The organism is Streptomyces sp. NPDC045846, assembly GCF_056431605.1.
The window spans coordinates 1-25,530 of the sequence record NZ_JBWKKJ010000038.1 but is presented as its reverse complement, the minus strand read 5'-3'; the positions used below and the strand labels follow the sequence as shown (position 1 = coordinate 25,530).

Sequence of the window (25,530 nt, the reverse complement as noted above, 5' to 3'; positions counted from 1 at the left end):
TCTGACAGCAGAACTCGACTGGTTCCGGCAGCGATAGTGCTCACCTGCTGGCGGCTACGGAATCAAGCATTCCCCGACTCCGTAGCTCCCATTAGACAGCGGCTGCCGCGACGACCGCGACCCTGCGGGTCTCGCGCATGATCAGCAGGCCGGTGACCACCATCAGCGTCGCCGTCAGACCGTGGACGCCGAGCGCGGTGGCGAGGGAGCCGTGGTGGCCCAGCACGGTGGTCATGTCACCGTACGCGGCAAGGGCCTCCACCAGCAGCGCCCAGCCCAGCGCCCGGCGCTGACCCGTCACCAGCAGGACGCCCAGGACCAGGGCCATGACGACGTCGCGGATTCCCTTGACGACCAGGAATCCGCCGCCGTCGCCGGACGGCCAGCTCGGCAGGCCGAAGCCCGGCGCCGTCGTCTGCGGGCTCAGGATGAACTCCGTACCGAACCAGAGAATGAAGAGGATGAAGACGGCGGCCAGGACGGTGTTGATCTTCTTCAGCGACATGGGTCTTCTCCTTGTGAGCCTTCGACGACGTGGTGAACTTCGTTGGGCTTGCTCTGTGGTGGAGAGGAGAGGTCTGGCCGTACAGGCACGGCTGATCGAGGAGTACGGCTCTGTGTGGGGTCGCGGCTGCGGGAACTGAGCAGCGGCTGCGTTGCCGGGTGCTCTGCGATGGCCGCACCCGTCGCCCCCGGAGTGAGGTGGTACGCCGCCGGCGCGGGCCGACCCGCGCAATCTGAGATCCGTAGTCGTGTCGCGCTCACCCGGCTGGGGCGGAAGTCAGCGACATACGCGGGCCGGGCCAACCAGCCTGCCCCCAGGGGCCTTTGAGGTCAGGCGAGGGCGGCTACGAGCAGGGTGAAGGCGGCGATGATGACCGCCACGCGGCCGTAGTGCCAGCGGTTCCAGCGGCCCATCTGCTCCTTCCAGTCCTCGGGCCGGTTCTCGGGGGTCCATGTCTTGCCCTGGTTGTTGATCGGGACGAGCACCAGCACCGACATGATCACGCTGACGATCAGCAGGGCGGCGCCGGCGACGACCAGGCCGGTGCCCTCCTGGTGCCAACCGGCCACCGACCAGAGCGCGCACAGGACCACCGAGCCGATGTACCAGAACGGCATGAGGGCGCCGAGCATCCGGCCACCGTGGCTGTGGGCCATCTGACTGGCGTCGTCGGGAAGGGCGTTGAGGATCGGGTTCATGACGAAGGCGACGGAGAACTCCACCCCCACCATCAGGCCGACGACCACTGTGGTGACGACCTCAAGTGTGTTGAGCATGACGACCTCTCCAGATTTCTAGCGCTGCTAGCTGTTGAAGTAACGCTAGTACTGCTGCCGCTCTCATGTCTAGCGGTGCTAGGATCGAGTTATGTCGGTAAAGGAACGCAAGGAGCGGGAGCGGGCGGCCCGCGAACGGCTCATCGTGGCGACGGCCCGCGAACTCGCCGAGCAGCAGGGCTGGGACGCGGTCACCACGCGTCGGCTCGCCGAGCGCATCGAGTACAGCCAGCCCGTCCTCTACAGTCACTTCCGCGGCAAGCGCGAGATCATCGGCGCCGTCGCCCTCCAGGGTGCCGCCGAGCTGGCCACCGAGCTGCGGGCCGCGACCGCCGCCGCGGACGGAAAGCGTGCCCGGGTCGCCGCCCTCGCCCGCGGTTACCTCGACTTCGCCGAGCACAACCCGGCCGTCTACGACGCCCTGTTCCAGCTCGACGGCGGCCTGGCATACGCGCAGGAGGACACCCCCGAACCTCTCAAGGATGCCTTCGCCGCCCTGCTGGAGTGTCTCGCCGAGGTCGCCGGAGACGGCGTCGAGCCGGGGCTGTTCACCGAGGTGTTCTGGGCGTCCCTGCACGGGATCGCGACGCTGACCCGGACGGGACGGCTTCCGGTGGAGTACGCCGAGCAGCGGGTGGAACTGCTGGTGGACCGCCTCGCCGTGCTCTGACCGTCCACGTCAGTGCCGGGGGACAGCCAAGCTCGTGCCTCCGGGACAGCCGAACTCGTGCCCCGCGGCGGAGCCGAATCGCCCGTCCAGGCCCCGGGGATACCGATGCCGTGGGGCAGCGCCGCCCGGGCGAGGGGCGATGTCAGTGCCGGGTGAGAGGCTCAGGTTCATGCCTCTGCCTCAGCCTGACGATCTGCGTTCGCTGGTCCTGCGTACTGACTTCAGTGACGAGGTGGCCTGGGATGCGGTCCGTACCGCGCTCGACGCGGCTGACGCGTACGCCCACGCCACCTTCGTCAGCGATCGCCGCTTCGACCGCGTGAGTGTCCAGGCCCTGCTGGACGAAGAGGCCGCCGCTGCCGAAGACGACCGGATCATCTACCTGTTCATAGCGGACTCCATCACGATGACGGCCCCTGAGCATCCGCTGCTGGCCGTGGACCTCGCGGACGAGCCCGGGCGAACCCTCAGGGTTCCGCCTCGGTGGTTCCCCGACATCTCGGCCAACCTCAGCCTCGGGAACATGGACTTCGCGGAATTCGCCGACGACGCTGACCACTCCGGCGCCTTCCGCGGCTTTGCCCACGGCTGACGGAAGACAGCGAAAGGGCCGGACCGCGACCGGTCCGGCCCTGTGCTGCGTGCTTCGTGCTTCGTGTTTTGTGCTGCCCGGGCATCCACCGATCCCGCACAGGGCCGATCCGCGAGCCCGGGATCGCTCCGGCCGTACGCGCGCTCAGTGCAGCGGGAAGCCGAAGGAGTAGCCCTGCTGCTTCAGTTGGGGCAGCAGGCGGCGCAGGGCCGCCACCGTCTGGGTTCGGTCGCCGCCCGCGTCGTGGAAGAGGACCGTCGGGCCGTTGTGCAGCTCGCGCTCGACCGTGGCGACGATGGCGTCCGTTCCCGGTCGCTCGAAGTCCTTGCTGTCCACGTTCCACCCCAGCGGGCGCATGCCCCGGGAGGCGGCGAGTTCGCGGCTGTAGGGGGTGAAGGCCCCGCCGGGCGCCCGGTAGTACATCGGCCGCACTCCCCCGGACGCCTTGGTGATCATGCTTTCGGCGTCGAGTATCTGCTGCGACTGGTAGGCCTCGGGCTTCTTGTCCATGCTGGTGTTGTGCGACACCGAGTGGTCGCAGAGCCGGTGCCCGGCCGCGACCACCTTCTTCACGAGGTCGGGGTGGGCCTGGGCCTGCGTCCCCACCATGCAGAACGTGGCCTTCACCCCGTACTCCCGCAGCAGGTCAAGCACTTTGGGGGTCCACACCGGGTCGGGGCCGTCGTCGATGGTGATGTTGATGCCGCGCGGTCCGGCGTCCGAGGAGTGCGCGATGGTCGACTCGACCGGCTTGACGTCGCCCGGCGTGGCCGACGCGGCCGCCTTGGGTGACGAGTCCGCGGAGCCGGCCTGCGCGGTCCACACCGAGGCGCCCGTGGCGAGCATGGTGACGCCGATCGCCGCCCCGATCACCTTGCCGTACCAGCCCCGCCTGCCGTCGTGCCGCGCCATGTCCGCCTCTTTCCCGCAGTCCTTCGCCGATCCCGGTCGCATCGCAACCACTTGATTGGATGACGGATCACGGCCGGGGGATGCCTCCGTTACGGATCACGGACAATTCCCGGAGATTTCGCGGACAACTCGCCGCGGCCGAAGGCCGGGGCCGGGCCGCGTACCACCGGGCGCGCTGCCGTTGGGCGTGCCCCGCGTCGGTACGGGATCCAAGTGGGACGCCGACGGGAAGAGCTGGCGGCACCTTCCTCGCATGTCTTGTGCTGGGAGGAGAGCGCGATGAGCGGGAACGTGCGGCGGGTGCTGCTCGTGCTGCCGGAGACGCGGGTACTGGAAGCGGTCGCGGCCCTGGGGCTCGACGCGTGGCTCGTGTGGGACGGCCGGCAGGGCGAGCCCCCTCAAACCGCGTTCCCTGAGCGGCAGTTGGCGGCGAACGTCGATGACGTCGGCGCTCTGCGCACCCTGCTCGTCGAGACCGCTCGCGCTTTCGGCATCACGCACATCCTGTACTTCGGCGACCTCCCCGGGCCCCGGCTGGCCGTCGGACTGGCGCTGCTGGAGCTGTACCCGGGGCAGGGCCGGGCCCTTGAGGGGCTCGCCGACCCGGCCGTCCTGCGGCGCGTCCTCAACCAGGGCGGGGTGTCCGTGGTGCGGACCGTACGGGTCCCGTCGGTGGCCGCCGCACTGTCCTGGGCCGAAGGGTTCCCGTACCCCTTCGTCATCAAGACCGGGACGGGACGGGACCGCGGCGAGGTCATCCGGAGCAGGCCCCAGCTCGACGCGTGGGCGCGACGGTCCCCCCGCACGCCGTGCGTCGTGGAGGAGCACCTTGCCGGACCCGAGGCGGTGGTGGAGACCTTCAGCCACGGGGGGATGCACGAGGTGATGGACGTAACTGCCGCGCACAAGGCCACAGTTGGTGCACCCACTGACGCCCCTGCGACCGAGCGCATGTCGGACGCCGACGTGGTGGCGGCACGGACCGTCGTGCGCGCGCTGCTCGACCTCGTGGGGCTGGAGTTCGGTTTCGTACGGACACGGGTGGTACTGACCCCGGCGGGGCCCCGTATCGTGGAGGTGGAGGTGGAGGTGGAGGTGGCCGGGGGCTCGGTCCCGTCGGCGGCGACGTACGGCGCCGGACGGGATGTCGTCGTGGACGTGCTGGGCGTGCTGGCGGGGAGGCCCCCGGGCGGGCCGTGGCTCTTGTCCACGTGAGGGTGGTGCATGCGGGGCGGAGGGGGCTTGCCGTCGGCTGCCAGTCTCTCAGGCGCGGGTGGGCGTCGCCCACGAGCCCGGGGCCGCCGGTTGGGCCTGCGCACGGTCCATGGCCCGGCAGCATCACCGTCGGCACAAGCGGCGCCATCGCCCCCACCCCAGCGCTCCGTCAGCACTCGCCGTCGCCTCCTCGGCCCCGCCGCGACGGCCCTCCCGCGTCCGTTTCCCCTCCCCCGCCCCAGCAGGGGAACGGCTGGGGAACGGGGCGGGATCGGTTCGGGAAGGGGGTGCAGCAGCATCTGTGGTGTCACAGCGGACAGCAGCACTTCTCACCTCAAGGACGACACCATGCGCAGCTCCCTCACCAAGTTCGTCGGCGTCTTCGCGGCGGCCGTTCTCGCTCTGGGGCTCGGCGTCGCCGGTGCGGTCTCGCAGGGTGCCGGCGAACCGGCGCTCGCGGACAGCAAGGGGCCGACCTCGGTGCTGGCCGACAGCATGGGCCCCACCGTCGTCGCGCAGTCGCTCTCTCTCAGCAGGTGAGCGGTGCGGCGGGGCGCTCCATGAAGGTGCTCAGTTCGTCGGCGGCCGCCCGGTAGCGGGCCGCCGCGGCCGGGTCGTCCGTCGCTTCGGCGGCTCGGGCCAGGCCGTACAGGGCGCCTGCCTCCTCGGCTCGGTAGTGGATGGCGGCGGCGAGTTCGAGCGCGTGGCGGTGCAGCGGCGCCGCCCGCTCGTGTTCGCCGCGTCGTGCATGGAAGCGTCCGACGAGGTTCTCGACCTTGGCCTGCCGGGTGGGGGTGCCGCTCGCGCGGGCCAGCCGCAGGGCCTCGTCGGCGTACTGCGCCGCGTCGGCGCCGCCGAAGCGGTCCTCCACCTCGGCGGACAGCGCGAGGGCGAGGGCGACGTCGCCCGGCGGGCTCGACGGGTGGCAGCGTTCGCGGGCCCGGCGCAGGCAGTCGCGGGCCTCCGCGTGGGCGCCGAGGCCGACCTGGGCGAACGCCAGGTCGGTGAGGGCCATGACGTGGCTGTCGCGGTAGTCGAGGCGCTCGTGGACGGCGAGGGCGGCCCGGGCCATGTCGGCCGCTTCGTCGTATCTGCCCCACTGGGCGTAGAGGGTGCTGAGGTTGGTGAGGGTCTCGGCCTCCGCGCGCGGCACTCCCAGGGTCTGCTCCAGGGAGCGGGCGCGCTCCAGGCGGGGCAGGGCTTCGGCGTGCCGGCCGAGGACGGTGAGGAGGAGCCCGATCGTGGACTCGCCGTGTGCCTCGGTCAGTTGGTCGCCGAGCCGGGCCGCGATGTCCCGGCCTTCGGTGGCGGCCTGGATGCCCTCTTCGAGGTGGCCGAGTTTCCAGCAGGCCACGCTGAGGTTGGACAGGGTGACGCCGAGGACGGCCAGGTCCTCGGTGCGGCGGGCCGCGGTGGCGGCGATGCGGCTGAGGTCCTTGTACTCCTGGAAGCGGCCGAGCGCGTTGAGCCGGAACACGATGTTGCGGGTGAGGCTGACGGTGTGCCGGTCGAGGCCGTGCCGGTCGGCGAGGGACACGGACGCGACGAGGCTGGTGTGCTCGTGGTCGAACCAGCGCCGGGTTTGCTCCATATCGGTGAAGCGGGGCAACTCCCCTTCGTAGGACGGTAGTTGGGTGGGGCGCTGGTTGCGGCCGGGGAACAGGCAGGTGCAGGCCGCCTCGGTCGCGGTCAGGTAGTAGTCGAGCAGGCGGCGTACGGCTGCCGCGTCGTCCTGCTGGGTGGCGGGCCGGCTCTGGTCCTGCGCGAAGGTCCGTACGAGGTCGTGGAAGCGGTACAGGCCGATGTCCGGCTGTTGCAGCAGGTGGACGTCCAGGAGCCGTTCGAGGATCGACTCGGCGCCGCGCGGGTCGGTGGCGAGGAGGGCGGCCGCGGCGTACGCGTCGATGTCCGCGCCGGGGTGCAGTCCAAGGACCCGGAAGGCCGTACGGTGCTCCTCCTCCATGGCCTGGTAGGAGAGTTGGAGGGTGGCGGCGACGCTGCGTTCGCCCGCGCTGAGCTCCTCCAGGCGGTGGGTCTCGTCGCGCAGCCGGTCGGCGAGGTAACTCACCGTCCAGCGCGGCCTGTTGCGCAGGCGGGCGGCGACGATGCGCAGCGCGAGCGGCAGCCTGCCGCACAGCTGCACGAGGTCCTCGGCGGCCTGCGGCTCGGCGGCGACGCGGGCCCGGCCGAGTACTTCCTCCAGGAGCAGGGTGCCGTCCTCGGGCGACATGGGGCCCACCGAGATCCACGCGGCGCCGTCGAGGTCGACGAGGCGTTCGCGGCTGGTGACCAGCACCAGGCAGCCCGGTGCGGCGGGCAGCAGCGGCAGGACCTGGGCGGCGTCGACGGCGTTGTCGAGCAGGAGCAGCACGCGCCGGCCCGCGAGGGCGGAGCGCCAGCGTGCGGTGCGGCCCGCGAGGTCGTCCGGGATGTGGTCGCCGGGGGTTCCGAGCGCGCGGAGCAGCGCGTCGAGTGCCGCGGCGGGTGTCACCGGGGTCTCGCCGGGGGTGAAGCCGCGCAGGTCGATGTGGAGTTGGCCGTCGGGGAAGTCGGCGGCGACCTGGTGGGCCGCGTGCACGGCGAGGGAGGTCTTGCCGCTGCCGCCCATGCCGTCGATCGCCACGATGCCGCCGGTGCGGCCCGGTTCGCCGGGGCCGGTCATGGCGGTGAGGAGCGCGGCGAGTTCCCGTTCGCGGCCGGTGAAGTCCGCGAGGCCGTACGGCAGGGTGCACGGCGCCTTGGGCGACTCGGGCTGCCCCGGGGGTGGCGCCGTCGTATCGGGCTGTTCCGGGCGCTCCCTTGGCTCCGCGGTCCCGGCGGGTTCGGCGGGCGCCTGCGCCTGTCCGGGTGCGGGGGTGGGGCGCCGCTGCGGTGGCCGCAGTTCGGGCGCCTCGCGCAGGATCGCCTCGTACAGGCCGCTGAGCCGGGAGCTGGGATCGATGCCGAGTTCCTCGACGAGGAGGTCGCGGACCTTGCCGTACTCCTCCAGGGCCTCGGCCTGCCGCCCGCCGCGGTACAGGGCGAGCATGAGGTGGCCCCGCAGAGTCTCGCGCAGGGGGTAGCGCGCGACGAGGTCGCGCAGGTCGGCCACGAGTTCGCCGGTCTCGCCCGCCGCCAGGCGCAGCTCGGCGAGCTGTTCGGCGGCGGCGACGCGGCGTTCTTCCAGGGTGGTCGCGACGGATTCGAGGAGGTCGCTGCCCGTGCCCGACAGGGCGGGGCCGCGCCACAGGTCGAGGGCGCGGCGCAGTGCTTCGGCGGCCTCGGCGGGCTGTCCTCCCTCGGTGGCGCGGGCGGCCCGGCGTACCGCGGCGCTGAACTCCGCGAGGTCCAGCTGCCCCTCGCCGAGGACGGCGCGGTATCCGGGTCCGTCGGTGACGACGACGTCGCCGCCGCCCGGTATGCGCCGGCGCAGCTCGGCGACGGCCTTGCGCACCTGGTGGGTGGCGGTCGCGGGCGGGTCGTCGTTCCAGGCGGCCTCGACGAGGCGGGTCACGGGAACCGTGCGGCCCGCCTCCAGAAGAAGTCCGGCCAGGACGCGTTCGTGGATCGCTCCGCCGAGCCGCAGCCGCTTCCCGTCCGCCCAGCCCTCCAGCGGACCAAGGACGTTGAAGCGCGGTTCCCCGCTGTCGTACGTCGTCATCGTGCCCCCGTTCCCCCCTGACAAAGTCCTGGTCAGAGGCTCGCCCGCGATCATAGGGGGTTGCCCCCGAGGCGGTAAGAGCCGTCTTGGCAGGTGAGCCGGGCGCCCGTTCCCGCCCGGCTCCCGCCGCCCGGACGTCCGGTGGTGGCGGGGCGGGAGCGAGGCGGTACCGGATCGGGAGCGGCGCGCAGGAGTCTTCAGTCGTCGAAAGCGCTCCGGACGACGGGGCGGATCGGCCGCCTCCGACGGTGTCTGCGTCGTGGCGGCCCCGCACCGCCCCGTCCGGGGAACACGCGCCGCCGACCGCCCTTCTGCCCCGCCGACAAGGAACGAGAACCACCGTGGCCCTCGATACGAAAGCCCCCGAGACGGATTCCGCAGGTACGCCGTCCACCGCCCCGGCGCGGTCCGCGAAGCGCTCGCTCGCGCTGTGGCTGGGGCCGATCCTGGCCACGGCGGCCACGCTGATCTGGTCGGGCAACTTCGTCATCGCACGTGCCCTGCACGAGACGGTCCCGCCGGTCCAGACCGCGTTCTGGCGGTGGACGATCGCGATGCTGGCGGTCGCGCCGCTGGCCGCCGCGCAGACCTGGCGGCAGCGGGCCCTGATCCGCAAGCACCTGGGCTTCCTCACGCTCGCGGCCCTGCTCGGCGTGACCCTGTTCAACACCCTCATCTACCAGGCGGGCCGCAGCACTTCGGCCACCAACCTGGCCCTCATCGCCGCCACGTCGCCCGCGATGATCGTCGGGTTCGGCGTGCTCACCGGCGGTGAGCGCGTCACCCGGCGGCGCGCGGCCGGTCTGGTCATCGCGCTCCTCGGAGTGATCGCGCTCGTCAGCAAGGGCTCGCTCTCGGTCCTCCTCGGCATGCAGTTCTCCACCGGCGACCTGCTGATGCTGCTGGCCACGGCGACGTTCGCCGGGTACAGCGCGATGGTGCGCCGCAAGCCGCAGGGGCTGACCGGGCTCGCGTTCCTCTTCACCACGTTCGTCCTCGGCACGCTGATGCTGGCGCCGGTCTACGCGGTGAGCCTCAGCACCCAGGGCGGCTTCACGCCGAGCGGCGGAACCGTCGGAGCCCTCCTCTACATCGGGGTGTGCTCGTCGGCCGTCGCGTATTTCACCTGGAACAAGGCCATCGACCTGATCGGCGCCACCCGCGCCGGATTCATCTACTACCTGCAGCCCGTGTTCGTGGCCGTCGTCTCCTTCTTCGCCCTGGGCGAGCCGACGACGCCCATCCAGATCGCCTGCATGGGCCTCATCATCGTGGGCATCGCGCTCGGCTCGGGCGCCACCGCCAAGCGAACCGCGTCGAGCGCACCCGACGCCGAGCCCGCCAAGACCCGGCCGGTCCCGCGCTCCACGACGGCCTGACCACCGGCCATCCCTCGGCACGGCGCGCACGACGGCGCGCCTCCCCTGGAACGCCCACCGGCGTCCCCCCACTTCACCTCCGCTCAACGAACAAGGATCAGGAATACCCATGTCTTTCCCGACCATCAACGCCGAGCGTCTGCTGTCCGACCTCACCCACCTCGGTCAGATCGGCGCCGACCCCAACGGAAGCCTGTACCGGGTGGCCGGCTCCGCCGCCGATCTGGCGGGGCGCGACTGGATCGACAAGACGATGCGCGTCGCCGGGCTCCACACCTGGCGGGACGAGATCGGCAACGTGTTCAGCCGCCGGGCCGACAGCGACGGGCCCTGGCTGCTCATCGGCTCCCACGCCGACACCGTCCCGGGCGGCGGCCACCTCGACGGGGCGTACGGAGTGATCGCGGCCATGGAGGTCCTGCGCACCCTGCACGAGGCGAACCACCCGGCCGCCGACTACCTGGAGACGGTCGCGTTCTACGACGAGGAGGGGGTCACCCTCCAGTCGAACGGCGGCCTGGTCGGCTCGACGGCCCTCAGCAACAACCCCCACGTACGGGAGCTGATGGGCTACCTCGAACTCCACGTCGAGCAGGGCCCCCGCATGGAGCGCGCCGAACTGGACCTGAGCGCCGTCACCGGCATCGTCGGGGTGCGTCGCTACCTGGTCGAGGTCGACGGCCAGGAGAACCACGCGGGCACCACGCCGTTCGAGCTGCGCGCCGACGCGGGGCGGGTGGCGACGCGCTTCGGAGCGCTGGTGCGGGACGTGTGCCAGAACGTCGATGCGACCTCGATCGGCAACGTGGGCTCCATCGCCCTGGAGCCCAACGCGCCGAACGTCGTACCGGGCCGGGCTACCGTGCAGGTGGAGGTACGTGCGGGCTCCGAGAAGGCCCTGGACGGGATCGAGGCGCTGCTGAGCGAGGAGTTGCAGCGGATCGCCGGTGAGGAGAAGTGCACGGCCGGGCTGCGTACGACGTCGGCGAAGCCGGTCGCGGAGTTCGACACGCGGCTCGTCGACGCGGTGGAGCAGGTGTGTGTCCGCAACTCCGAGCGCTTCGAGCGGATGCTGAGCTACGCCGGGCACGACGCCAGCGTCATGAGCACGAAGGTCCCGACGGCCATGATCTTCGTGCCGAGCACGGGCGGCTACAGCCACTCCAACCTGGAGCACACCCCGGACGAGCAACTGGTCCTCGGCACCCAGGCGTTGCTGGAGAGCGTCGTCGCGGTGGTCAACCTGATGCTCGCGACGGACGTGTCCGAGCGCCACTCGCTGGCCGCCTGACACCGGGCGCGGCACCGCGACTCGGCATGCGTCTGATGGCCCTGGCCCCCGCCGGTGACGGCGGGCCCCAGGGCCTTCGCGCGTGTTCGGCCCACCGGTCGTCACTGGGGACGCTGGACGGCGTGCCCGTTCGATGCCGTAAGGTGGTGTTCACCGACGCGGGGTGGAGCAGCTCGGTAGCTCGCTGGGCTCATAACCCAGAGGTCGCAGGTTCAAATCCTGTCCCCGCTACTGCATGGAAGAGGCCCGGATCCCTGGTGGATCCGGGCCTCTTCGTTCTGGCCGAAGAGCCGTGGGTCAAACCGCGCCACCCCGGCAGCTGCAATCCCAGGTCAAGGGCCTGATCCTCTATGAGGGTCTGGCCCTTTGCTGCGTCTCCGGTGATCGTTTGGGAGAAATCTGGGAGAAGATCTTGGTCTGGGTCTCAGGCGGCCAGACCGCCACATCACCGGATCGCACCTCTGTGCGCCTTCGCGAATTGAGGGCGCAGCACGCCCCGGAGGAGCCCGCCCGGATCGTTGAACAATTGGCGATCCCGGTCAAGACGTTCAGTTCGCGATAGCCCATGACATACGGGTCGGTCGGCTCCCCACCGACGAACTGGGTCCTCCCCAATTCCACGCCGCCGATCAGTCCTGGCCAGCGACCACCGGGGTGAGCAGTTCCAGCGCCTCATCCCAGCGGAAGCGGTCGGCCCCGCCGCCGGCCTTCGGTTTGTGGGGCTCGTACGAGCCGATGAGGACGCCCATCTCGCGCAGCCGCTCCAGACTCTGGCTGTACGCGGGGTGGGCGGCCTGTGCCGAATTCAGGTATGGCAGCACAGCCGTCGGGATACCGAAGCCGTACGCCTCGCACAGGATGCCCAGCGCCAAGGTGTCGGAGATCCCCGCGGCCCATTTGTTGATCGTGTTGAAGGTGGCCGGAGCGACCGCGATCGCATCCGCCGGTGGCAACGGGCGCGGATCGCCGGGTGAACGCCAGGCCGAGCGGATCGGGTAACCGGTCTGCGCCTCAACTGCCTCGGCATCAATGAAGCCGAGGCCCTGAGGGGTGGCGACTACACCCACGTCCCAGTTGGCCTCCTGGGCAGCGGTGATGAGCTTGCCGACGTCGCCAGCGATCCCGGAGGCGCACACGACGACGTAGAGGAAGGGCTTCTTGGTCTGCTGGTCGGGCTGATCGCTCACGCGGGGGCTCCCAGTTGACGGCTGAAGTGGTGCAGTTCCGGCAGGGTAGTCCGCGCCAAGGTCTACCCTGGTGCCGTCTGGGCCGGTGGCGGCACCACTGGCCCGACCGCGACCGGAGCCGTCGGCCTGCTGGACCCCAACCAGCCCGACCAGCCGATGCGGCTCGACACCGTCTTCGACGCCGCCAGCCTCACCAAGATCCTCGCCGTATGGTCCTCGATCGGCGCCCTGTGGGAGGACGGCAAGCTCGATCTCGACGCCCCGCTCGGCACCTTCTGGCCGGAGGTCAAAGGCCACCCGCTCGGAGCGGTGACCGCCCGCCACCTGCTGACCCACACCGCCGGCGTCCCGTTGCGAGCCCAACTCAAGAACCTGTACGGCACGGACCCACAAGACATCCGTGACGGAGTCCTCCACGAGGCCCTGCACCGCTCACCCGGCGAAGCCGTCGAATACACCGACCGAGCCGCCCTCATCCTTGGCTACCTCGCCGAGCACCTCGCCGGCCAGCGCCTCGACCAGCTCGCAGCGGAACGGACCTGGCAACCGCTGGACATGGCCTCCACCCGCTTCGGCCCGCTTCCTGCCGAAATCACAGCACGGTGCGCACCGACCGAACTCGACCAGGACAACGGCATCCACCTCAAGGGCATCGCCCACGACTTCTCAGCCCGGCTCCTGGGCGGGGTGTGCGGCATCGCCGGCACCTTCAGCGTCCTCGACGACCTCGGCGCCTTCCTTCGCTACATGCTGGACACCCTCGACACCCCGGGGCGGGCCGGATTCGGGCCCGCCTGGACGGCGGAGTCGTTGACCCTCCAGACCGGCGAACTGGAGCCCGCACGCGGACTGTTCTGGCACCCGGCGCCCGGAACTGCCCGCGTCGACGACGTCTGGGTCCACTACGGCTTCACCGGAACCGGCATGTGGATCTCGCCGCGCCAGCGACGGTGGGCGGTGCTTCTGACCAACAAGCTCTTCTATACCCGCGATCGGCAGCCCCTGGCGGAGATCCGCAACGCCTTCCGCAGGCTCATCTTCGGCTGAGGCGGCAGCCGCGCAGACAGCAGGCTGCCCCTCGTGGAGCAAAGACGGTCGGTCGATACGACCGAGCCTTCAGGACTCCGCCAGGACGAGGCTCAGCAGCAGACCGCCGAAGAGCAGCAGGGGGGCCGACGACATCCAGAACGTCAAGGCACGCCTTGAAACGCCCCGAAAAATTTCGGATCCGCGCAGTCGGCGGATGACGGAAACGAGGCCGAGCGCCTGCAAGAAAGCCGCTAGACCAAGAGCGATTCAGACGAAGCAGCCGGACATGCACACGGCGCGCACCGTATCGCGCGGCCCGGATGATGGAGCGCCGTACAGCGGCGGAGCACAGCGAGCCGAGAGTTCGGAGCGCGCGGCAGAAGGATGTTCTCTCCCGCCCGTACGGGTCGGCAACAGGCGAAGGGCCCCGGGCCGCGGTGTGCGGCGGGGCCCTGTCTCGGTTCGCGGGTTGGGCGGTAGGTGCCGGTCAATCGGCGGCCCGTCAGGCGGTCTTGGTCTGCATGGCCTGGGCGTGGCGGAGGGTGCGGAGGATGAGCCACTGGTCGCCCCAGGCCATGGCGGTGCCGATGACGGCCATGACGATGCCGAGGGTGAGGCGTCCGGTGGCCGCGCCGAGGGCGAGGCCCGCGATGCCGAGTCCGTAGCGGACGACGAAGCGGAAGGCGACCAGGCCGAGCGCGAGGAAGCGGGTGCGCTTGTTCTTCCAGAGCGCCTTCATCGCGCGGATGCGGGCTTTGAGGACGGTGAAGGCGAGCACGATCTGGACGATGGCGACGACCGGGACCAGCGCGTACAGGACCGGGTAGGCGCGGGCGATGTCGAAGATCCCGGCGAAGAGGCCCACCAGCGGGAAGTACCAGGTGGGCAGCCCCTGCACCACGGCCCCCGCAGTGGCCTCGGCCTTGGTGTCGATCTGAACCGGCATCTCCAGCGCGACCGTGGCACTCATGACGTTCCCCTCACCCTGTTTCCCAGCGACCCCGCCGGCCCTTGCCGACATCACTGATACTCCCGCCGGGGAGGGGGTGGTCGGCAGAGTGAAGCGTCCTGAGTGCCGCAGGACAAATGTCATGGGGCGGGAACAGGGCCGCTGCGGGATCATGGCCCGGCTCGCCGGCAGGAGGTGCTCCGTGTGCCTGACCGATCGGAGAGCCGACGGCCAGGGGCCTGGTCGGGGCGGCGCCTCATGGCGCCGGGGCGGCACGGGTGCCTGGACTTGTACGTCCCCCCACGGACAGGACATGGACGTTGCAGGCCTCAGTGCTGCTCGGACTGTGTGTACAGCCGGTGGGCGAGTTGACCGAAGGGTGTGCCGTAACCGTTTGTACGGTCGCCACTGACGTTCACGGCGATCACGGTGCCCGTGCCCGTGGAATCGAGATCGGTGATGTAGGGGCCGCCACTTGAGCCGACCCCCATGTCACAGGGGATCCGCAACAGTTGGGGAGCTCGAAGATCGATGCTGCCAGTGCCGTCGCAGTGAAGGACTCGCGATGTGTAGGGGTAGCCGAAGAAGTCGACCCGGCTTCCCGGCGGTCTGTCGAAGGCGATCCTCTGGGCTCCGACGACCGCGGAAACACTCCGCCCGTCCGAAGCCGGATTCATCTCCAGCATCGCGACATCGCTCCCGGGTGTCTGCCACTCGGCGGCCATGTGCACCGTGCGCACGGTGAACCCTCCGTGCGGGCTCTGTCCGTCCCGATAGCCGGGTACGAAGTAGAGGTCCTGATCCCAGGTCGCCGACTGCGAAGACCCACCATCCACTGACGTGCGCACGCAGTGCCCAGCAGTCACCACGGTGTGGTTGCCCACCACGGTCGCCGTGCAGGCCGCGTCACGCCCGTTCGCACCGTACAAGCGGCCCACGTTCCCGGAGATCGCGCCGCCTCTGTCCCACTCAGGCTGGGCGAAGTCCGCGGACTCGTCCACCCGCGCCATCGCGGTGATGCCCCCGCCCGTCCAATGTGCCTCCACTCGCCGACGTTCCGCCGTGGAAACCGCGGCGTCGTGAACCACGATGTTCGCCGCCTCGGGGGACGGCACGGCGTCAGCCTTGTGTGTCCGCGCCGCTGTTCCGCAGGCAGTGGCCCCCATCAGGATCGCCCCCGCACTCACCGCGCCCAGCGTTCTACCAAGTCTCACTTCTCAGCCGCCCCCCAGCAGGTCCCGCATGACAAGAGGGGCAGGCTAGCTCAACGGATCACCGAGACGGACACCGGCCGCGGGTTCGAGTGACCCGGCGTCACCTCAACCGTCAGGATGTGTCGATACCTCGGGCCGGGGGCCCGGGTGCCGGGAGTCACTCCGCCGATCTGAGGTTTCTGCGCTGGTTGGCATGGAAGCGCGCCTTCTTCTGCCGGTTCCCGCACGTGTTCATGTCGCACCATTTGCGGGTGCGGCTCTGGCTGGTGTCGAAGAAGGCGGCTCGGCAGGTTGGTGACGCGCACAGGGCCAGTTTTCCGTCTCGTTCACCTGCGATGACGCTGATCGCATCGGCAGCGATCACGCCGAGGGCGTCCTCCACGCAGGATGCCGAGCCGAGCCGCCATCGCCGCTTGCCCTCGGGTGTCAGGACGGCCGCGGCCCGACCTTGAGCGCTGCAGTCGTTGATGACCTGGACAGCGGCTGCAGGAAGAGCGTCCCGGCTCGCGGCCGCTGTCGCGGCGGCGTGAATCGACTCCCTCAGTGTCCGAGCGAGGTCGAGCTGGGCGGGGGTGCAGGAGTCCACGGCGAGGCCGCTCACCGCCAGCCAGTCGATGAGTCGGCCGGGCGTGGGGATGCGCTCCACGGCGTCACCATGACGCTCCGACAGAGTCCCCGTGAAGCTCGTCGCCAGCACGTTGCCGAGGCGGAAGTCAGGGAACTCAGTGCGCATGGAACCACCTTAGCCGGTTGCGTGTGGCCGTAGGAGAGAGGTAGAACCGTCTTAGCCGGTTCACAGTAGCCCGCGGCCGGTTCCACGAGGTCCAGGAGGTCTCATGACCCGTCCAACCAGCGACGTTCACGCTTTTGAAGCCCGTGCGACTGATGCTGAACTCGACGATCTGCGCGCACGACTCACCGCGGTTCGGTTACCGGAGCCTGAGACCGTCCATCGCGCCGCGCCCGGCCCCCTGCGATGGGACCAGGGGGTTCCTCTCGCCGACCTCGTCGATGTCGTCAACTACTGGCGCACCGAGTACGACTGGCGCTCTTTCGAAGCGCGCCTCAACCGGATCGGCCAGTTCCGCACGACCATCGATGACCTGGGAATCCATTTCCTGCACCGCCGGTCCCCACGCGCGGACGCCACTCCTCTGGTCCTGACGCACGGCTGGCCAGGCAGCATTGCCGAGTTCATCGACGTGGTGGACGAACTGGCGGACCCCGCGGACGCGGGCGCGCCGGCGTTCCATGTCGTGGCCCCGTCGCTCCCAGGCTTTGGGTACAGCGACAAACCCGCCACCACCGGGTGGGGAACCGAAAGGATCGCGGCGGCCTGGGTCGAACTGATGGGAAGGCTCGGCTACAGCAGGTTCGCCGCCCACGGCGGCGACTGGGGAGGCAATATCACCACGGTTCTCGGGGGGAGGTTCCCGGCGAACGTTCTCGGCATCCACACGACGTTCGCGGAGGCGCCGCCCGGGTTGACCACGGAGAGGCTGACGGCGACCGAGCGCCAATGGACCGAGGACACCCGCGATTTCTGGCAGCACCGCGCGGCGTACGCGAAGCAGCAGGCGACCCGGCCGCAGACCATCGGCTACTCGCTCGTCGACTCACCGGTCGGGCTTCTTGCCTGGATCCTCGACAAGTTCGCCGAGTGGACGGATACCGAGGACAGCCCGTTCGAGACGCTCTCCATGGACCGCGTTCTCGACGACGTCACCCTGTACTGGCTGACCCGGACCGGCGCGTCGGCAGCCCGCATCTACTACGAGAGCCACAACTCGCTGGATCCCGAGCTCCGGGTCGATGTCCCGTCGGCCATCACCATGTATCCCCGTGACATCGAGAAGTGCCCACGCCCCTGGGCGCAGGAACGGTACCGGCAGATCGTCCGCTGGAGGTCGCCCGACAGCGGAGGGCATTTCCCGTCGCTGGAGGTGCCGGGGTATTTCGTCAAGGATCTGCAAGAAGGTCTCGCGGCCGCGCTGGCCGCGAGTACGAGTACTCAGGCCACCCTCGGATCAGGCGACATGCCACTTCTCGGCACCGCGGGTGATGGCTCGTCCGGGCCCAACGGCGCGGCGTGCCCCACGGGTTGGGGCGGGACGGGAGTGGGCGCGCCCGTCCGGGGGCCCGCCAAGGGAATCCGGCTGGGCGGGGGTGTGCGGCTCGGGGACCTCGGGCTGGTCCCGGCGCCACCGTGAGCCTCTGCCACTCCGGGTGGATGTGGCGACTCCCGTTGGTAACTGCCGTGTAATTCAACGGAGTTGAGCGAGACGGGTGGTCGACGGGCCTGTGGGGCGCTCCTCTTACAGGCTGCGTGCGGTGATGTCGCCGTAGCCGGTCGTCGCGTGGATGTGCAGGCCGACGTCGCCGTCGGTGTTCTTGAGCGTGTTGTGGATCCGGCCGTAGCCGGTGCCCGCGTCGAGCGAGGCAGAGACCCCGCGGGCGGCGCCTACCGCGATCGCCCCGTGCTCGGTGCGCAGGGTGAGTCTGCCGCGCATGGCCTCGGCGACCTGGAGGTCGCCCTTCTGGGTGTTGATCTCGGCGGGGCCGCCCAGGCGGCCGACCGAGATGTCGCCGGCCTGGAGGGTCAGGCGGGCGCTCGCGGTCTCGTCGAGTTTGACGGTGGCCTGCGCGCCCTCGAAGGTCACGTCGCCGAGTCGTCCCACGCCCCGGAACTCGGAGAGGGACGCGGCCGCCTCGACGCAGGAGCCCGCGGGCAGTTGGACGGTCACCTCGACGGACCCGGACTGACCGAGGATCCGGCTCTTGGGCGGCGCGGCGGCGATGCGCAGCACACCGTCGCCGTACGCGACCGTGATCCGCTCCGCGGCCTTCACGTCGCGGCTCCGGGAGGCGTTGGCGGGCAGGATCTCGACGGCGGTGTCGGCGCGGTCGGCGGCGATCAGCTGGATGCGGCCCGCGGGGATGTCGAGAACGACGGAGATCGGGGCGGGAGTGTCGTACTTCTGCGTGGTGCTCAGGTTCTTCTGCATGGTGCACTCCTTCTGCCCGTCGTTTCTGACAGGAGAAACGCTACGTTGCATTTATTTATCCCGCAACGACCGCGTTGCTAAAATTCACTATTCATGCAGCTCAAGGCGGTAAAATCGTTGCAACCATCCTGCGCGTAACGCAACATCCTGCGAGCGATCATTGCAATGGAATGCAAGTGAACGCTATGGCTCTCCTCGCGGAGGGGACTGGCTGCCCGGCGGCCGTCGACATGCGGCAGCGGCCCGGCGGTCGGTGACCGCCGGGCCGCGTGAGCGGGCTGAGGGGGTGTCAGCCCACGTACTCGTGCTCGCGTCGTCCCGTGGACGTCGCGGGGGCCGGGGCCACGAACTTGTTCAGCTTCTCCCCCTCGACGTCGACGTTGGGCAGGACGGCGCCGAGCCAGCGCGGCAGCCACCAGGCCGACTTGCCGAGCAGCGCGAACAGGGCCGGGATGATGGCCATGCGCACCACGAACGCGTCGAAGAGGACGGCGGTCGCCAGGGCGAAGCCGATCATCTTGACGAGGGTGTTGTCATCCAGGATGAAGCCCGAGAAGACGCTGGCCATGATGATGGCCGCGGCGCTGACGACCCGGCCGCCGTAGCGGAAGCCGGTGACGACCGCCTCGTCGGGGCCCGCGCCGTGGGCGTAGGCCTCGCGCATCCGGGAGACGAGGAAGACCTCGTAGTCCATCGCCAGGCCGAACACGACACCGATCATGAAGATCGGCATGGTGCTCATGATCGGGCCGGGCTGCTCGACGTTGAACGCGTCCTTCATCCAGCCCCACTGGAAGATCGCGACCACCGCGCCGAGCGCCGCGCTGACCGAGAGCAGGAAGCCGAGGGCCGCCTTCAGCGGGACCAGCACGGAGCGGAAGACCAGCATCAGGAGGAGGAAGGCGAGGCCGACCACGAGACCCAGGTACGGCAGCAGGGCGTCGTCGAGGGTCTTGGAGAAGTCGATGAACATGGCCGTCTGGCCGGTCACGAGGATCTCCGTGGCACCCGTCTTGGACTCCTCGCCTCCGGCGAGACCGCGCAGCGTGTGGACCAGGTCCTCGGTCTTGGAGTCGGTGGGGCCGGTCTTCGGTACGACGTTGAGGATGGCGGTGTCGTTGGCCTTGTTGGGGCTCGCCGGGGAGACCGATTCGACGTTCCCCTGCTTGGCGAGGTCGGCACCCAGCGTGGTGGCGGCGGTCTTGGCGTCCTTGCCGGAGACGGTGACCATCAGGGGACCGTTGAAGCCGTCGCCGAAGGACTCCGACAGCATGTCGTAGGCCTTGCGCTGAGTTGTGGTCTTGGCCATCGTCCCCTCACCGGGCAGCCCGAGTTGCAGGCTGGCCGCCGGAATCGCGAGGGCGCCGAGGCCCACCACGCCGACCAGGAGCACGGCCACCGGGTGGCGCAGGACGTAACCCGCCCAGCGGGAGCCGAGGTTGGGCTTGGTGCGGGCGGCGAGCTTGGCGGCCTTGCGCTGCTGGCGGTCCGAGAGTTGCTTGCCCTTGCGCTGCATGCGGTCGATGCGGCGCAGGACACGGAAGGGAGCCCAGCCCAGGAGGGCGGGGACCAGGGTGAGCGCGACGAGCACCGCGATCGCGACCGTGCCCGCGGCCGCCATGCCCATCTTCGTCAGCATCGGGATGTTGACGACGGCGAGGCCCGCGAGCGCGATGATCACGGTGAGGCCCGCGAAGACGACGGCGGAACCGGCGGTACCGACGGCGCGTCCGGCGGCCTCGCTGCGCTCGCGGCCTTCGGCCAGCTCCGAGCGGTAGCGGGAGATGATGAAGAGGGCGTAGTCGATGCCGACGGCCAGGCCGATCATCAGCGCCAGGGTCGAAGTGGTGCTGGACAGGCCCAGAGTGGAGCCGAGGGCGGTGATCGCGGACATGCCGATGGCGACGCCGAACAGCGCGGTGAGCAGCGGCATACCGGCGGCGATCATCGAGCCGAAGGTGAGGAACAGGACGAGGGCGGAGATCAGGATGCCCATCTGCTCGCCGCCGCTGGCCGTGGCGTCGATCTTGACGGCGTCGCCGCCCGCTTCGACGGTGAGGCCGCTGTCGCGCCCCTTGCCGAGGGCCGCGTCGAGGCCGTCGTGCTCCTTGTCGCCGAGCTTGGGCGCCTGGTCCTGGTAGGTGGCGATGGCGTAGGCCGTGGTGCCGTCCTTGCTGACGGTCTTGGCCTGGTAGGGGTCGGTGGCGCCGATGACGCCCGGCGCCTTCTTGAGGTCGGCGACGAGGGCGTCGACCTTGGTCTTGGTCTCGGGGTCGGTGATCTTGTGGCCCTGAGGTGCGCGAATGACGACTCGGGCGCTGGCGCTCTCGGCGCCGGCGGCGGGGAACTTCTGCTGGAGGAGGTCGAACGCCTTCTGGGATTCGGTGCCGGGCATGGAGAACGTGTCTGCCGGCGGGGCGGAGGCGGCGGAGGCGGCGAAGCCGACTCCGGCGAAGACCAGCACCCAGAGGAGCGTCATCAACCCCCGCCGTCGGAAGGCGAGGCGGCCCAGTTTGTAGAGGAACGTAGCCACGGCGAAGGGACTCCCGTCGGGGTCGGCAGGACAAGCAGGTCTCTTCGACTATAACAAACCGCATAGGCGGTTTCTTGAGTCGGAAACCAGCCTTCCGCTGTGCGACGTAACGATCGGCTCACGAATGTGAAGAACGGGCGCGCGTCTGTGGACTCCCGTTGAACGCAGGGCTGTTGGGGCCGTCGGGTGGCAGGGCAGGCGACCGGGGCGCGTGGCGTCCGCCATCAGGGCGCGGATGAGGATCGGCCCGCCCGCCCAGTTGGGCGCGGCCGCCGCGAAGAGGGTGCGAGCGCAGATGTCGGCGTACAGAACCGCGGGGCTGGAGGGCAGGGAACGCGGCACAACCGGCCATCGCAACCAGCCAAAGATGGCCGAGAAGTTGCGCCGTCGGACCGTGCGGGACTCGACCGGGGCGGCGGCCGCGAGGGGAAGCGGCCGGGTGCGGACGGCTCCCAACTCACCGTGGGGCCGGGCGAACAGGGGTGAGGGGCAGCCGCGGTCGTCCCCCATTTCCGTACGCGTACGGGGTCTGGGCGGAGTCGAGGCGGCTGCCCCTCGTGGGCCGATGGTGGATCAGGCGGTGCTGTCCGGGGTCGCCGCGGGCTTCGTGTGGAGGATCTCGCGGGCCTGGTCCGCGGCGCGGGCGAGGCTTTCGGAGACGAAGTCGAGGAAGCGGGCGACGTTCTCCAGGCGGGCCGCGGCCGGGGTGCCCGAACCCAGGACGCCGACGCCCTGCCGCGCGACCTCGACGAGTTGGGCGGTGCCACGGGCACTGGCCATCATCGACTGGTACCAGACGTCGTCGTCGACGATGTAGCGCTCGCGCCGTCGCTCGTCGCGTTCCCGGCGCACCAGGCCCTGGCTCTCCAGGAACGCGATCGCCTTGGAGATGGACGCCGGGCTGACCTGGAGACGCTGGACGAGTTCGGACGCGGTCAGGCTGCCCGAGTCGCTGGTGCACAGGCAGGCGAGGACCCGGGCCATCATCTTGGGCGTGCCCGCCTGCATGAGGGCGGTGGTGAACGTCTCCTCGTACGCGCGCACTTCCTCGGCATCGCGCCCGTGGGCCTGTGCGGGTGCCTGCGGTCCGCGGGGGGCGGGCTGCTTGCGGCGGTGGGCGCGGTGTTCGGTGGCGCGGTGGGCGAGCTCGGCGCGGTAGCCGGTGGGGCCGCCGTTGCGCATCACCTCCCGCGTGATCGTCGAGGTCGGGCGGCCGAGACGTCGGGCGATCTCCGCGTAGGCGAGGCCGTCGGCCACACCCAGCGCGATCTGCTGACGTTCCTGCTGGGTGAGTCTGCCTCCCGGCATCACGGCCTCCTTCGCACTCCATGTCGTCCCGAGCGCCGCAAGCATAGCGTTCGCAAGCAATTCATTGCAATGATCCCGTGCGAGAGTGTTGCGTTCCCTTTAGATCCATTGCAACAACTTATCTGCCCTGAGCTGCATAGACACAGGTTTTTCGCAACAGAGGTGTTGCGCGATCCGTGAATGCAACGTAGCTTTTCCCTCATCGGAAACAACCTTCGAAGGAGCGCACGATGCAGAAGTTCGACACCACCGCCCCGATCTCGGCCGTCCTGGACATCCCCGCCGGACGCATCCGCTTCAGCGCCGAGGAGGGGGCCGGCAGCGCGGTCGAGGTGCGGCCCTCGGACCCCTCCAAGGGCCGGGACGTGAAGACGGCGGAGCAGACCACGGTCGAGTTCCGCGACGGGGTCCTGCGGATCGAGACCGCACGGGAGAAGAACCGGGTCTTCGGCAACAGCGGCTCCCTCGACGTGACCGTCCAGCTGCCCGCCGGATCCCGCGTCGAGGCGAAGGCGGCGATCGCCGAGTTCCGCAGCACCGGACGCCTCGGCGACGTGACCTTCGAGGGCGCGCAGGGCACGGCCGAGCTGGACGAGACCGCGAACGCCCGCCTCACCCTCCAGTCGGGCTCCATCTCGGTGGGTCGTCTGGGCGGGTCCGCCGAGATCAGCACCCAGCAGGGCGACATCACCATCACCGAAGCCCTGGGCGGCACCGTCAGGCTGAGCACCCAGGTCGGCGACCTGACGGTCGGCGCCGCCCCGGGCGTCTCCGCCTCGCTCGACGCCGGCACGCCCTCCGGCCGCATCAGCAACAGCCTCAAGAACACCGGCGGCACTCCGGACCTGACCATCCACGCCACCACCGCCCACGGCGACATCACCGCCCGCGGTCTCTGACCCACGGTCGGCGGACCAGGTCTCCCGACACAGTGTCAGGTGTGATGTGGCACGACGTACGGAGGGGGCGAGTACAGCGCACCGGGTCACGTCACCCCGGTACGGCTGTACTCGCCCCCTCCGCCATGCCGCGGGTCACGGACCCGCGGTCACCGCGGCCGCCATCGCCTGACGGCCGACGTGCGCGTGCACCCAGTCGGTGATGTGCCGGGTCGGGGTGCCCGGGGTGAACAGGGCCGCCACTCCCAGCTCCCGCAGCGGGGCCAGGTCGGCCTCGGGGATGATCCCTCCGCCGAACACCGTGATGTCCGTGGCCTCCTGCTCCCTCAGCATCTCCATGACCTCGGCGAAGAGCGTCATGTGAGCACCGGACAGGACGGACAGGCCGATGCCGTCGGCGTCCTCCTGGAGTGCGGTGTCGACGATCTGCCGCGGGGTCTGGTGCAGTCCGGTGTAGACGACCTCGACACCCGCGTCGCGCAGGGCCCGGGCGATCACCTTGGCTCCACGATCGTGACCGTCGAGGCCGGGCTTGGCCACGATGACCCGGATGGGGGCGGTGAAACCCTTGTGGTCAGTGGTCATGGCACATCCTCCGTCAGTAGGCGTCCGTCGGGACGTACGTGCCCCACACCTCGCGCAGCGCGTTGCACACCTCCCCGACGGTGGCGCGGGCTCGCAGGGCTTCCCTCATCGGATACAGGACGTTGTCGTCGCCCTCGGCCGCCTTCTTCAGGTCGACCAGTGCGGCGTCGACGAGCGCCTGCTCCCGCCAGGCGCGCAGCTTCGCGAGACGCTCGGCCTGCTGGGCTTCGATGGCCGGGTCGACGCGGAGCGGTTCGTAGGGGTCCTCGGTCTCGATCTGGAAGCGGTTGACCCCGACCACGACGCGCTCGCCGGAGTCGGTCTCCTGGGCGATGCGGTAGGCGGAGCGCTCGATCTCCCCCTTCTGGAAGCCGTGCTCGATCGCGCTGACCGCGCCGCCCAACTCCTCGACCTTCGCCATGAGTTCGACCGCAGCCGCCTCCACCTCGTCGGTCATCCTCTCCACGACGTACGACCCGGCGAAGGGGTCGACGGTGGCGGTCACATCCGTCTCGTACGCCAGGACCTGCTGGGTGCGCAGGGCCAGGCGGGCGCTCTTGTCCGTCGGCAGCGCGATCGCCTCGTCGAAGGAGTTGGTGTGCAGCGACTGGGTGCCGCCGAGCACCGCCGCCAGGCCCTGCACGGCGACGCGGACCAGGTTGACCTCGGGCTGCTGCGCGGTGAGCTGCACGCCCGCGGTCTGGGTGTGGAAGCGCAGCATCAGCGACTTGGGGTTCTTCGCACCGAACTCCTCCCGCATCACCTTGGCCCAAATGCGGCGCGCGGCACGGAACTTGGCGACCTCTTCCAGGATCGTGGTGCGCGAGACGAAGAAGAAGGACAGGCGCGGCGCGAAGTCGTCCACGTCCATCCCCGCGGCGACCGCGGTGCGTACGTACTCGATGCCGTCGGCCAGCGTGAAGGCGATCTCCTGCGCGGGCGAGGCACCCGCCTCGGCCATGTGGTACCCGGAGATCGAGATCGTGTTCCACTTCGGGATCTCGGCCTTGCAGTACTTGAAGATGTCCGCGATCAGCCGCAACGACGGCTTCGGCGGGAAAATGTACGTACCCCGCGCGATGTACTCCTTCAGCACATCGTTCTGGATCGTGCCCGTCAACTGATCCGCCGCAACCCCCTGCTCCTCGGCCACCAGTTGATACAGGAGGAGGAGCAGGGCGGCGGGGGCGTTGATCGTCATCGACGTCGACACCTTGTCCAGCGGGATCCCGCGGAAGAGCACCCGCATGTCGTCGATCGAATCAATGGCGACGCCGACCTTGCCGACCTCGCCGGAGGCGATCGGCGCGTCCGAGTCGTGGCCCATCTGGGTGGGCAGGTCGAAGGCGACCGACAGGCCCATCGTGCCGTTCGCGATCAACTGCTTGTAGCGGGCGTTGGACTCCACGGCCGTGCCGAAGCCCGCGTACTGCCGCATCGTCCACGGCCGACCCGTGTACATCGACGGATACACACCACGCGTGAAGGGATACGCACCCGGTTCGCCCAGCTTCTCGGCAGGGTCCCAGCCCTCCAGGGCCGACGGACCGTACACCGGCTCGATGGGCAGTCCCGACTCGCCTGTTCTGGTCTGATCCATGTTTCCCACTTCCCGAGGGGCTCACTGGTCTCGCTCGTGCAGATGGGCTTCGTGTCGCGTGTGCGGAGGCGCTGCGCTGCCGCGGCTTCCCCACCTCTTCTGGTGTGGGTGGTTCAGCCGATGACGGTCCAGGTGTCCTTGCCTGCGAGGAGGGTGGCGAGGTCGCCTTTGCCGTTCTGTTCGATGGCGGTGTCGAGTTGGTCGGCCATCAGGGTGTCGTAGACGGGGCGGTCCACGGAGC

General features: G+C 69.9%; 21 protein-coding genes, 1 tRNA gene and 2 pseudogenes. 10 read left to right on the top strand and 14 right to left on the bottom strand.

The annotated features are described in order from the left end of the window. Positions 1-91 precede the first annotated feature (91 nt). A complete protein-coding gene (locus AC07F3_RS41675; protein WP_479120289.1) occupies positions 92-505 on the bottom strand; it encodes a DUF4267 domain-containing protein in 414 nt (137 codons plus the stop codon). A gap of 329 nt (positions 506-834) precedes the next feature. After that, positions 835-1,281 (bottom strand): anthrone oxygenase family protein, encoded by a 447-nt coding sequence (locus AC07F3_RS41670; RefSeq protein ID WP_479120288.1) that lies wholly within the window; start codon positions 1,279-1,281, stop codon positions 835-837. 91 nt (positions 1,282-1,372) lie between these two features. Between AC07F3_RS41670 and AC07F3_RS41665 the strand changes: the two genes are divergently transcribed. Together AC07F3_RS41665 and AC07F3_RS41660 are read left to right on the top strand one after the other, a co-directional pair. Beyond that, the gene (locus tag AC07F3_RS41665) at positions 1,373-1,951 is read left to right on the top strand and encodes a TetR/AcrR family transcriptional regulator (RefSeq protein WP_479120287.1); all 579 of its coding nucleotides are present in this window, start codon (positions 1,373-1,375) and stop codon (positions 1,949-1,951) included. Positions 1,952-2,120: 169 nt separating this feature from the next. Beyond that, positions 2,121-2,543, top strand: a complete 423-nt coding sequence (locus AC07F3_RS41660; protein WP_479120286.1) for a DUF6924 domain-containing protein — start codon at positions 2,121-2,123, stop codon at positions 2,541-2,543. Positions 2,544-2,687: 144 nt separating this feature from the next. Here the strand turns inward: AC07F3_RS41660 and AC07F3_RS41655 are convergent, their stop codons facing one another. Then, positions 2,688-3,455 carry a polysaccharide deacetylase family protein gene (locus AC07F3_RS41655; protein WP_479120285.1) on the bottom strand — a complete coding sequence of 256 codons (768 nt, stop codon included), beginning with the start codon at positions 3,453-3,455 and terminating at the stop codon, positions 2,688-2,690. 279 nt (positions 3,456-3,734) lie between these two features. On the opposite strand from AC07F3_RS41655, the gene AC07F3_RS41650 reads away from it, so the two are divergent. Next, positions 3,735-4,670, top strand: coding sequence for an ATP-grasp domain-containing protein (locus tag AC07F3_RS41650; RefSeq protein ID WP_479120284.1), 936 nt, complete (start codon positions 3,735-3,737; stop codon positions 4,668-4,670). Between the two features lie 348 nt (positions 4,671-5,018). Next, positions 5,019-5,210, top strand: coding sequence for a hypothetical protein (locus AC07F3_RS41645; protein ID WP_479120283.1), 192 nt, complete (start codon positions 5,019-5,021; stop codon positions 5,208-5,210). Here the strand turns inward: AC07F3_RS41645 and AC07F3_RS41640 are convergent. Beyond that, positions 5,200-8,310 carry an AfsR/SARP family transcriptional regulator gene (locus tag AC07F3_RS41640; RefSeq protein WP_479120282.1) on the bottom strand — a complete coding sequence of 1,037 codons (3,111 nt, stop codon included), beginning with the start codon at positions 8,308-8,310 and terminating at the stop codon, positions 5,200-5,202. The genes AC07F3_RS41645 and AC07F3_RS41640 overlap by 11 nt on opposite strands. Before the next feature lie 341 nt (positions 8,311-8,651). Here AC07F3_RS41640 and AC07F3_RS41635 point away from each other — a divergent pair, with 341 nt between their 5' ends. From AC07F3_RS41635 to AC07F3_RS41625, 3 genes are all read left to right on the top strand, one after another. Continuing rightward, complete coding sequence (locus tag AC07F3_RS41635; RefSeq protein WP_479120281.1) at positions 8,652-9,689, top strand: DMT family transporter; 1,038 nt, start codon at positions 8,652-8,654, stop codon at positions 9,687-9,689. Between the two features lie 109 nt (positions 9,690-9,798). After that, positions 9,799-10,980: a M20/M25/M40 family metallo-hydrolase gene (locus AC07F3_RS41630; RefSeq protein ID WP_479120280.1), complete on the top strand. Its 1,182-nt coding sequence runs from the start codon at positions 9,799-9,801 to the stop codon at positions 10,978-10,980. 157 nt (positions 10,981-11,137) lie between these two features. Continuing rightward, a tRNA-Met gene (locus AC07F3_RS41625) sits at positions 11,138-11,211 on the top strand. A gap of 398 nt (positions 11,212-11,609) precedes the next feature. On the opposite strand, the gene AC07F3_RS41620 is transcribed toward AC07F3_RS41625, so the two are convergent. Continuing rightward, on the bottom strand, positions 11,610-12,167 hold the full coding sequence (locus tag AC07F3_RS41620) for a flavoprotein (protein ID WP_479120279.1): 558 nt from the start codon (positions 12,165-12,167) through the stop codon (positions 11,610-11,612). A 21-nt stretch (positions 12,168-12,188) separates the two neighbouring features. Between AC07F3_RS41620 and AC07F3_RS41615 the strand changes: the two genes are divergently transcribed. Continuing rightward, positions 12,189-13,214, top strand: a complete 1,026-nt coding sequence (locus AC07F3_RS41615) for a serine hydrolase domain-containing protein (RefSeq protein ID WP_479120290.1) — start codon at positions 12,189-12,191, stop codon at positions 13,212-13,214. Between the two features lie 484 nt (positions 13,215-13,698). Here the strand turns inward: AC07F3_RS41615 and AC07F3_RS41610 are convergent, their stop codons facing one another. From AC07F3_RS41610 to AC07F3_RS41600, 3 genes are all read right to left on the bottom strand, one after another. Then, on the bottom strand, positions 13,699-14,166 hold the full coding sequence (locus tag AC07F3_RS41610; protein WP_479120277.1) for a hypothetical protein: 468 nt from the start codon (positions 14,164-14,166) through the stop codon (positions 13,699-13,701). A 308-nt stretch (positions 14,167-14,474) separates the two neighbouring features. Further along, entirely contained in the window at positions 14,475-15,191 is a 717-nt protein-coding gene (locus AC07F3_RS41605; RefSeq protein ID WP_479120276.1) for a trypsin-like serine peptidase, read from the bottom strand. A gap of 325 nt (positions 15,192-15,516) precedes the next feature. Then, positions 15,517-16,092: a CGNR zinc finger domain-containing protein gene (locus AC07F3_RS41600; RefSeq protein ID WP_479120275.1), complete on the bottom strand. Its 576-nt coding sequence runs from the start codon at positions 16,090-16,092 to the stop codon at positions 15,517-15,519. Positions 16,093-16,195: 103 nt separating this feature from the next. Here AC07F3_RS41600 and AC07F3_RS41595 point away from each other — a divergent pair. After that, positions 16,196-17,359, top strand: a pseudogene (locus tag AC07F3_RS41595) (epoxide hydrolase family protein); the annotation flags it as partial. Between the two features lie 315 nt (positions 17,360-17,674). Here AC07F3_RS41595 and AC07F3_RS41590 read toward each other — a convergent pair. From AC07F3_RS41590 to AC07F3_RS41580, 3 genes are all read right to left on the bottom strand, one after another. After that, positions 17,675-18,364, bottom strand: a complete 690-nt coding sequence (locus tag AC07F3_RS41590) for a DUF4097 family beta strand repeat-containing protein (RefSeq protein ID WP_479120273.1) — start codon at positions 18,362-18,364, stop codon at positions 17,675-17,677. 289 nt (positions 18,365-18,653) lie between these two features. Next, complete coding sequence (locus AC07F3_RS41585; protein WP_479120272.1) at positions 18,654-20,897, bottom strand: MMPL family transporter; 2,244 nt, start codon at positions 20,895-20,897, stop codon at positions 18,654-18,656. A 573-nt stretch (positions 20,898-21,470) separates the two neighbouring features. After that, positions 21,471-22,205, bottom strand: coding sequence for a helix-turn-helix domain-containing protein (locus AC07F3_RS41580; protein ID WP_479120271.1), 735 nt, complete (start codon positions 22,203-22,205; stop codon positions 21,471-21,473). Between the two features lie 230 nt (positions 22,206-22,435). Between AC07F3_RS41580 and AC07F3_RS41575 the strand changes: the two genes are divergently transcribed. Beyond that, positions 22,436-23,104: a DUF4097 family beta strand repeat-containing protein gene (locus AC07F3_RS41575; protein WP_479120270.1), complete on the top strand. Its 669-nt coding sequence runs from the start codon at positions 22,436-22,438 to the stop codon at positions 23,102-23,104. 135 nt (positions 23,105-23,239) lie between these two features. Here the strand turns inward: AC07F3_RS41575 and AC07F3_RS41570 are convergent, their stop codons facing one another. From AC07F3_RS41570 to AC07F3_RS41560, 3 genes and pseudogenes are all read right to left on the bottom strand, one after another. Further along, positions 23,240-23,689: a cobalamin B12-binding domain-containing protein gene (locus AC07F3_RS41570; RefSeq protein ID WP_479120269.1), complete on the bottom strand. Its 450-nt coding sequence runs from the start codon at positions 23,687-23,689 to the stop codon at positions 23,240-23,242. A gap of 13 nt (positions 23,690-23,702) precedes the next feature. Then, entirely contained in the window at positions 23,703-25,289 is a 1,587-nt protein-coding gene (locus AC07F3_RS41565; protein WP_479120268.1) for an acyl-CoA mutase large subunit family protein, read from the bottom strand. A 113-nt stretch (positions 25,290-25,402) separates the two neighbouring features. Next, positions 25,403-25,530, bottom strand: a pseudogene (locus AC07F3_RS41560) (2-oxoacid:ferredoxin oxidoreductase subunit beta); the annotation flags it as partial.

Excerpts from the sequence above, each read along its gene's own strand:
- AC07F3_RS41600 (WP_479120275.1), bottom strand. The coding sequence starts at position 16,092 with ATGCGCACTGAGTTCCCTGACTTCCGCCTCGGCAACGTGCTGGCGACG.
- AC07F3_RS41610 (WP_479120277.1), bottom strand. The coding sequence starts at position 14,166 with ATGAGTGCCACGGTCGCGCTGGAGATGCCGGTTCAGATCGACACCAAG.
- AC07F3_RS41565 (WP_479120268.1), bottom strand. The coding sequence starts at position 25,289 with ATGGATCAGACCAGAACAGGCGAGTCGGGACTGCCCATCGAGCCGGTG.
- AC07F3_RS41645 (WP_479120283.1), top strand. The coding sequence starts at position 5,019 with ATGCGCAGCTCCCTCACCAAGTTCGTCGGCGTCTTCGCGGCGGCCGTT.
- AC07F3_RS41630 (WP_479120280.1), top strand. The coding sequence starts at position 9,799 with ATGTCTTTCCCGACCATCAACGCCGAGCGTCTGCTGTCCGACCTCACC.
- AC07F3_RS41570 (WP_479120269.1), bottom strand. The coding sequence starts at position 23,689 with ATGACCACTGACCACAAGGGTTTCACCGCCCCCATCCGGGTCATCGTG.
- AC07F3_RS41655 (WP_479120285.1), bottom strand. The coding sequence starts at position 3,455 with ATGGCGCGGCACGACGGCAGGCGGGGCTGGTACGGCAAGGTGATCGGG.
- AC07F3_RS41590 (WP_479120273.1), bottom strand. The coding sequence starts at position 18,364 with ATGCAGAAGAACCTGAGCACCACGCAGAAGTACGACACTCCCGCCCCG.
- AC07F3_RS41665 (WP_479120287.1), top strand. The coding sequence starts at position 1,373 with ATGTCGGTAAAGGAACGCAAGGAGCGGGAGCGGGCGGCCCGCGAACGG.
- AC07F3_RS41580 (WP_479120271.1), bottom strand. The coding sequence starts at position 22,205 with ATGCCGGGAGGCAGACTCACCCAGCAGGAACGTCAGCAGATCGCGCTG.
- AC07F3_RS41640 (WP_479120282.1), bottom strand. The coding sequence starts at position 8,310 with ATGACGACGTACGACAGCGGGGAACCGCGCTTCAACGTCCTTGGTCCG.
- AC07F3_RS41675 (WP_479120289.1), bottom strand. The coding sequence starts at position 505 with ATGTCGCTGAAGAAGATCAACACCGTCCTGGCCGCCGTCTTCATCCTC.
- AC07F3_RS41650 (WP_479120284.1), top strand. The coding sequence starts at position 3,735 with ATGAGCGGGAACGTGCGGCGGGTGCTGCTCGTGCTGCCGGAGACGCGG.
- AC07F3_RS41575 (WP_479120270.1), top strand. The coding sequence starts at position 22,436 with ATGCAGAAGTTCGACACCACCGCCCCGATCTCGGCCGTCCTGGACATC.
- AC07F3_RS41670 (WP_479120288.1), bottom strand. The coding sequence starts at position 1,281 with ATGCTCAACACACTTGAGGTCGTCACCACAGTGGTCGTCGGCCTGATG.
- AC07F3_RS41660 (WP_479120286.1), top strand. The coding sequence starts at position 2,121 with ATGCCTCTGCCTCAGCCTGACGATCTGCGTTCGCTGGTCCTGCGTACT.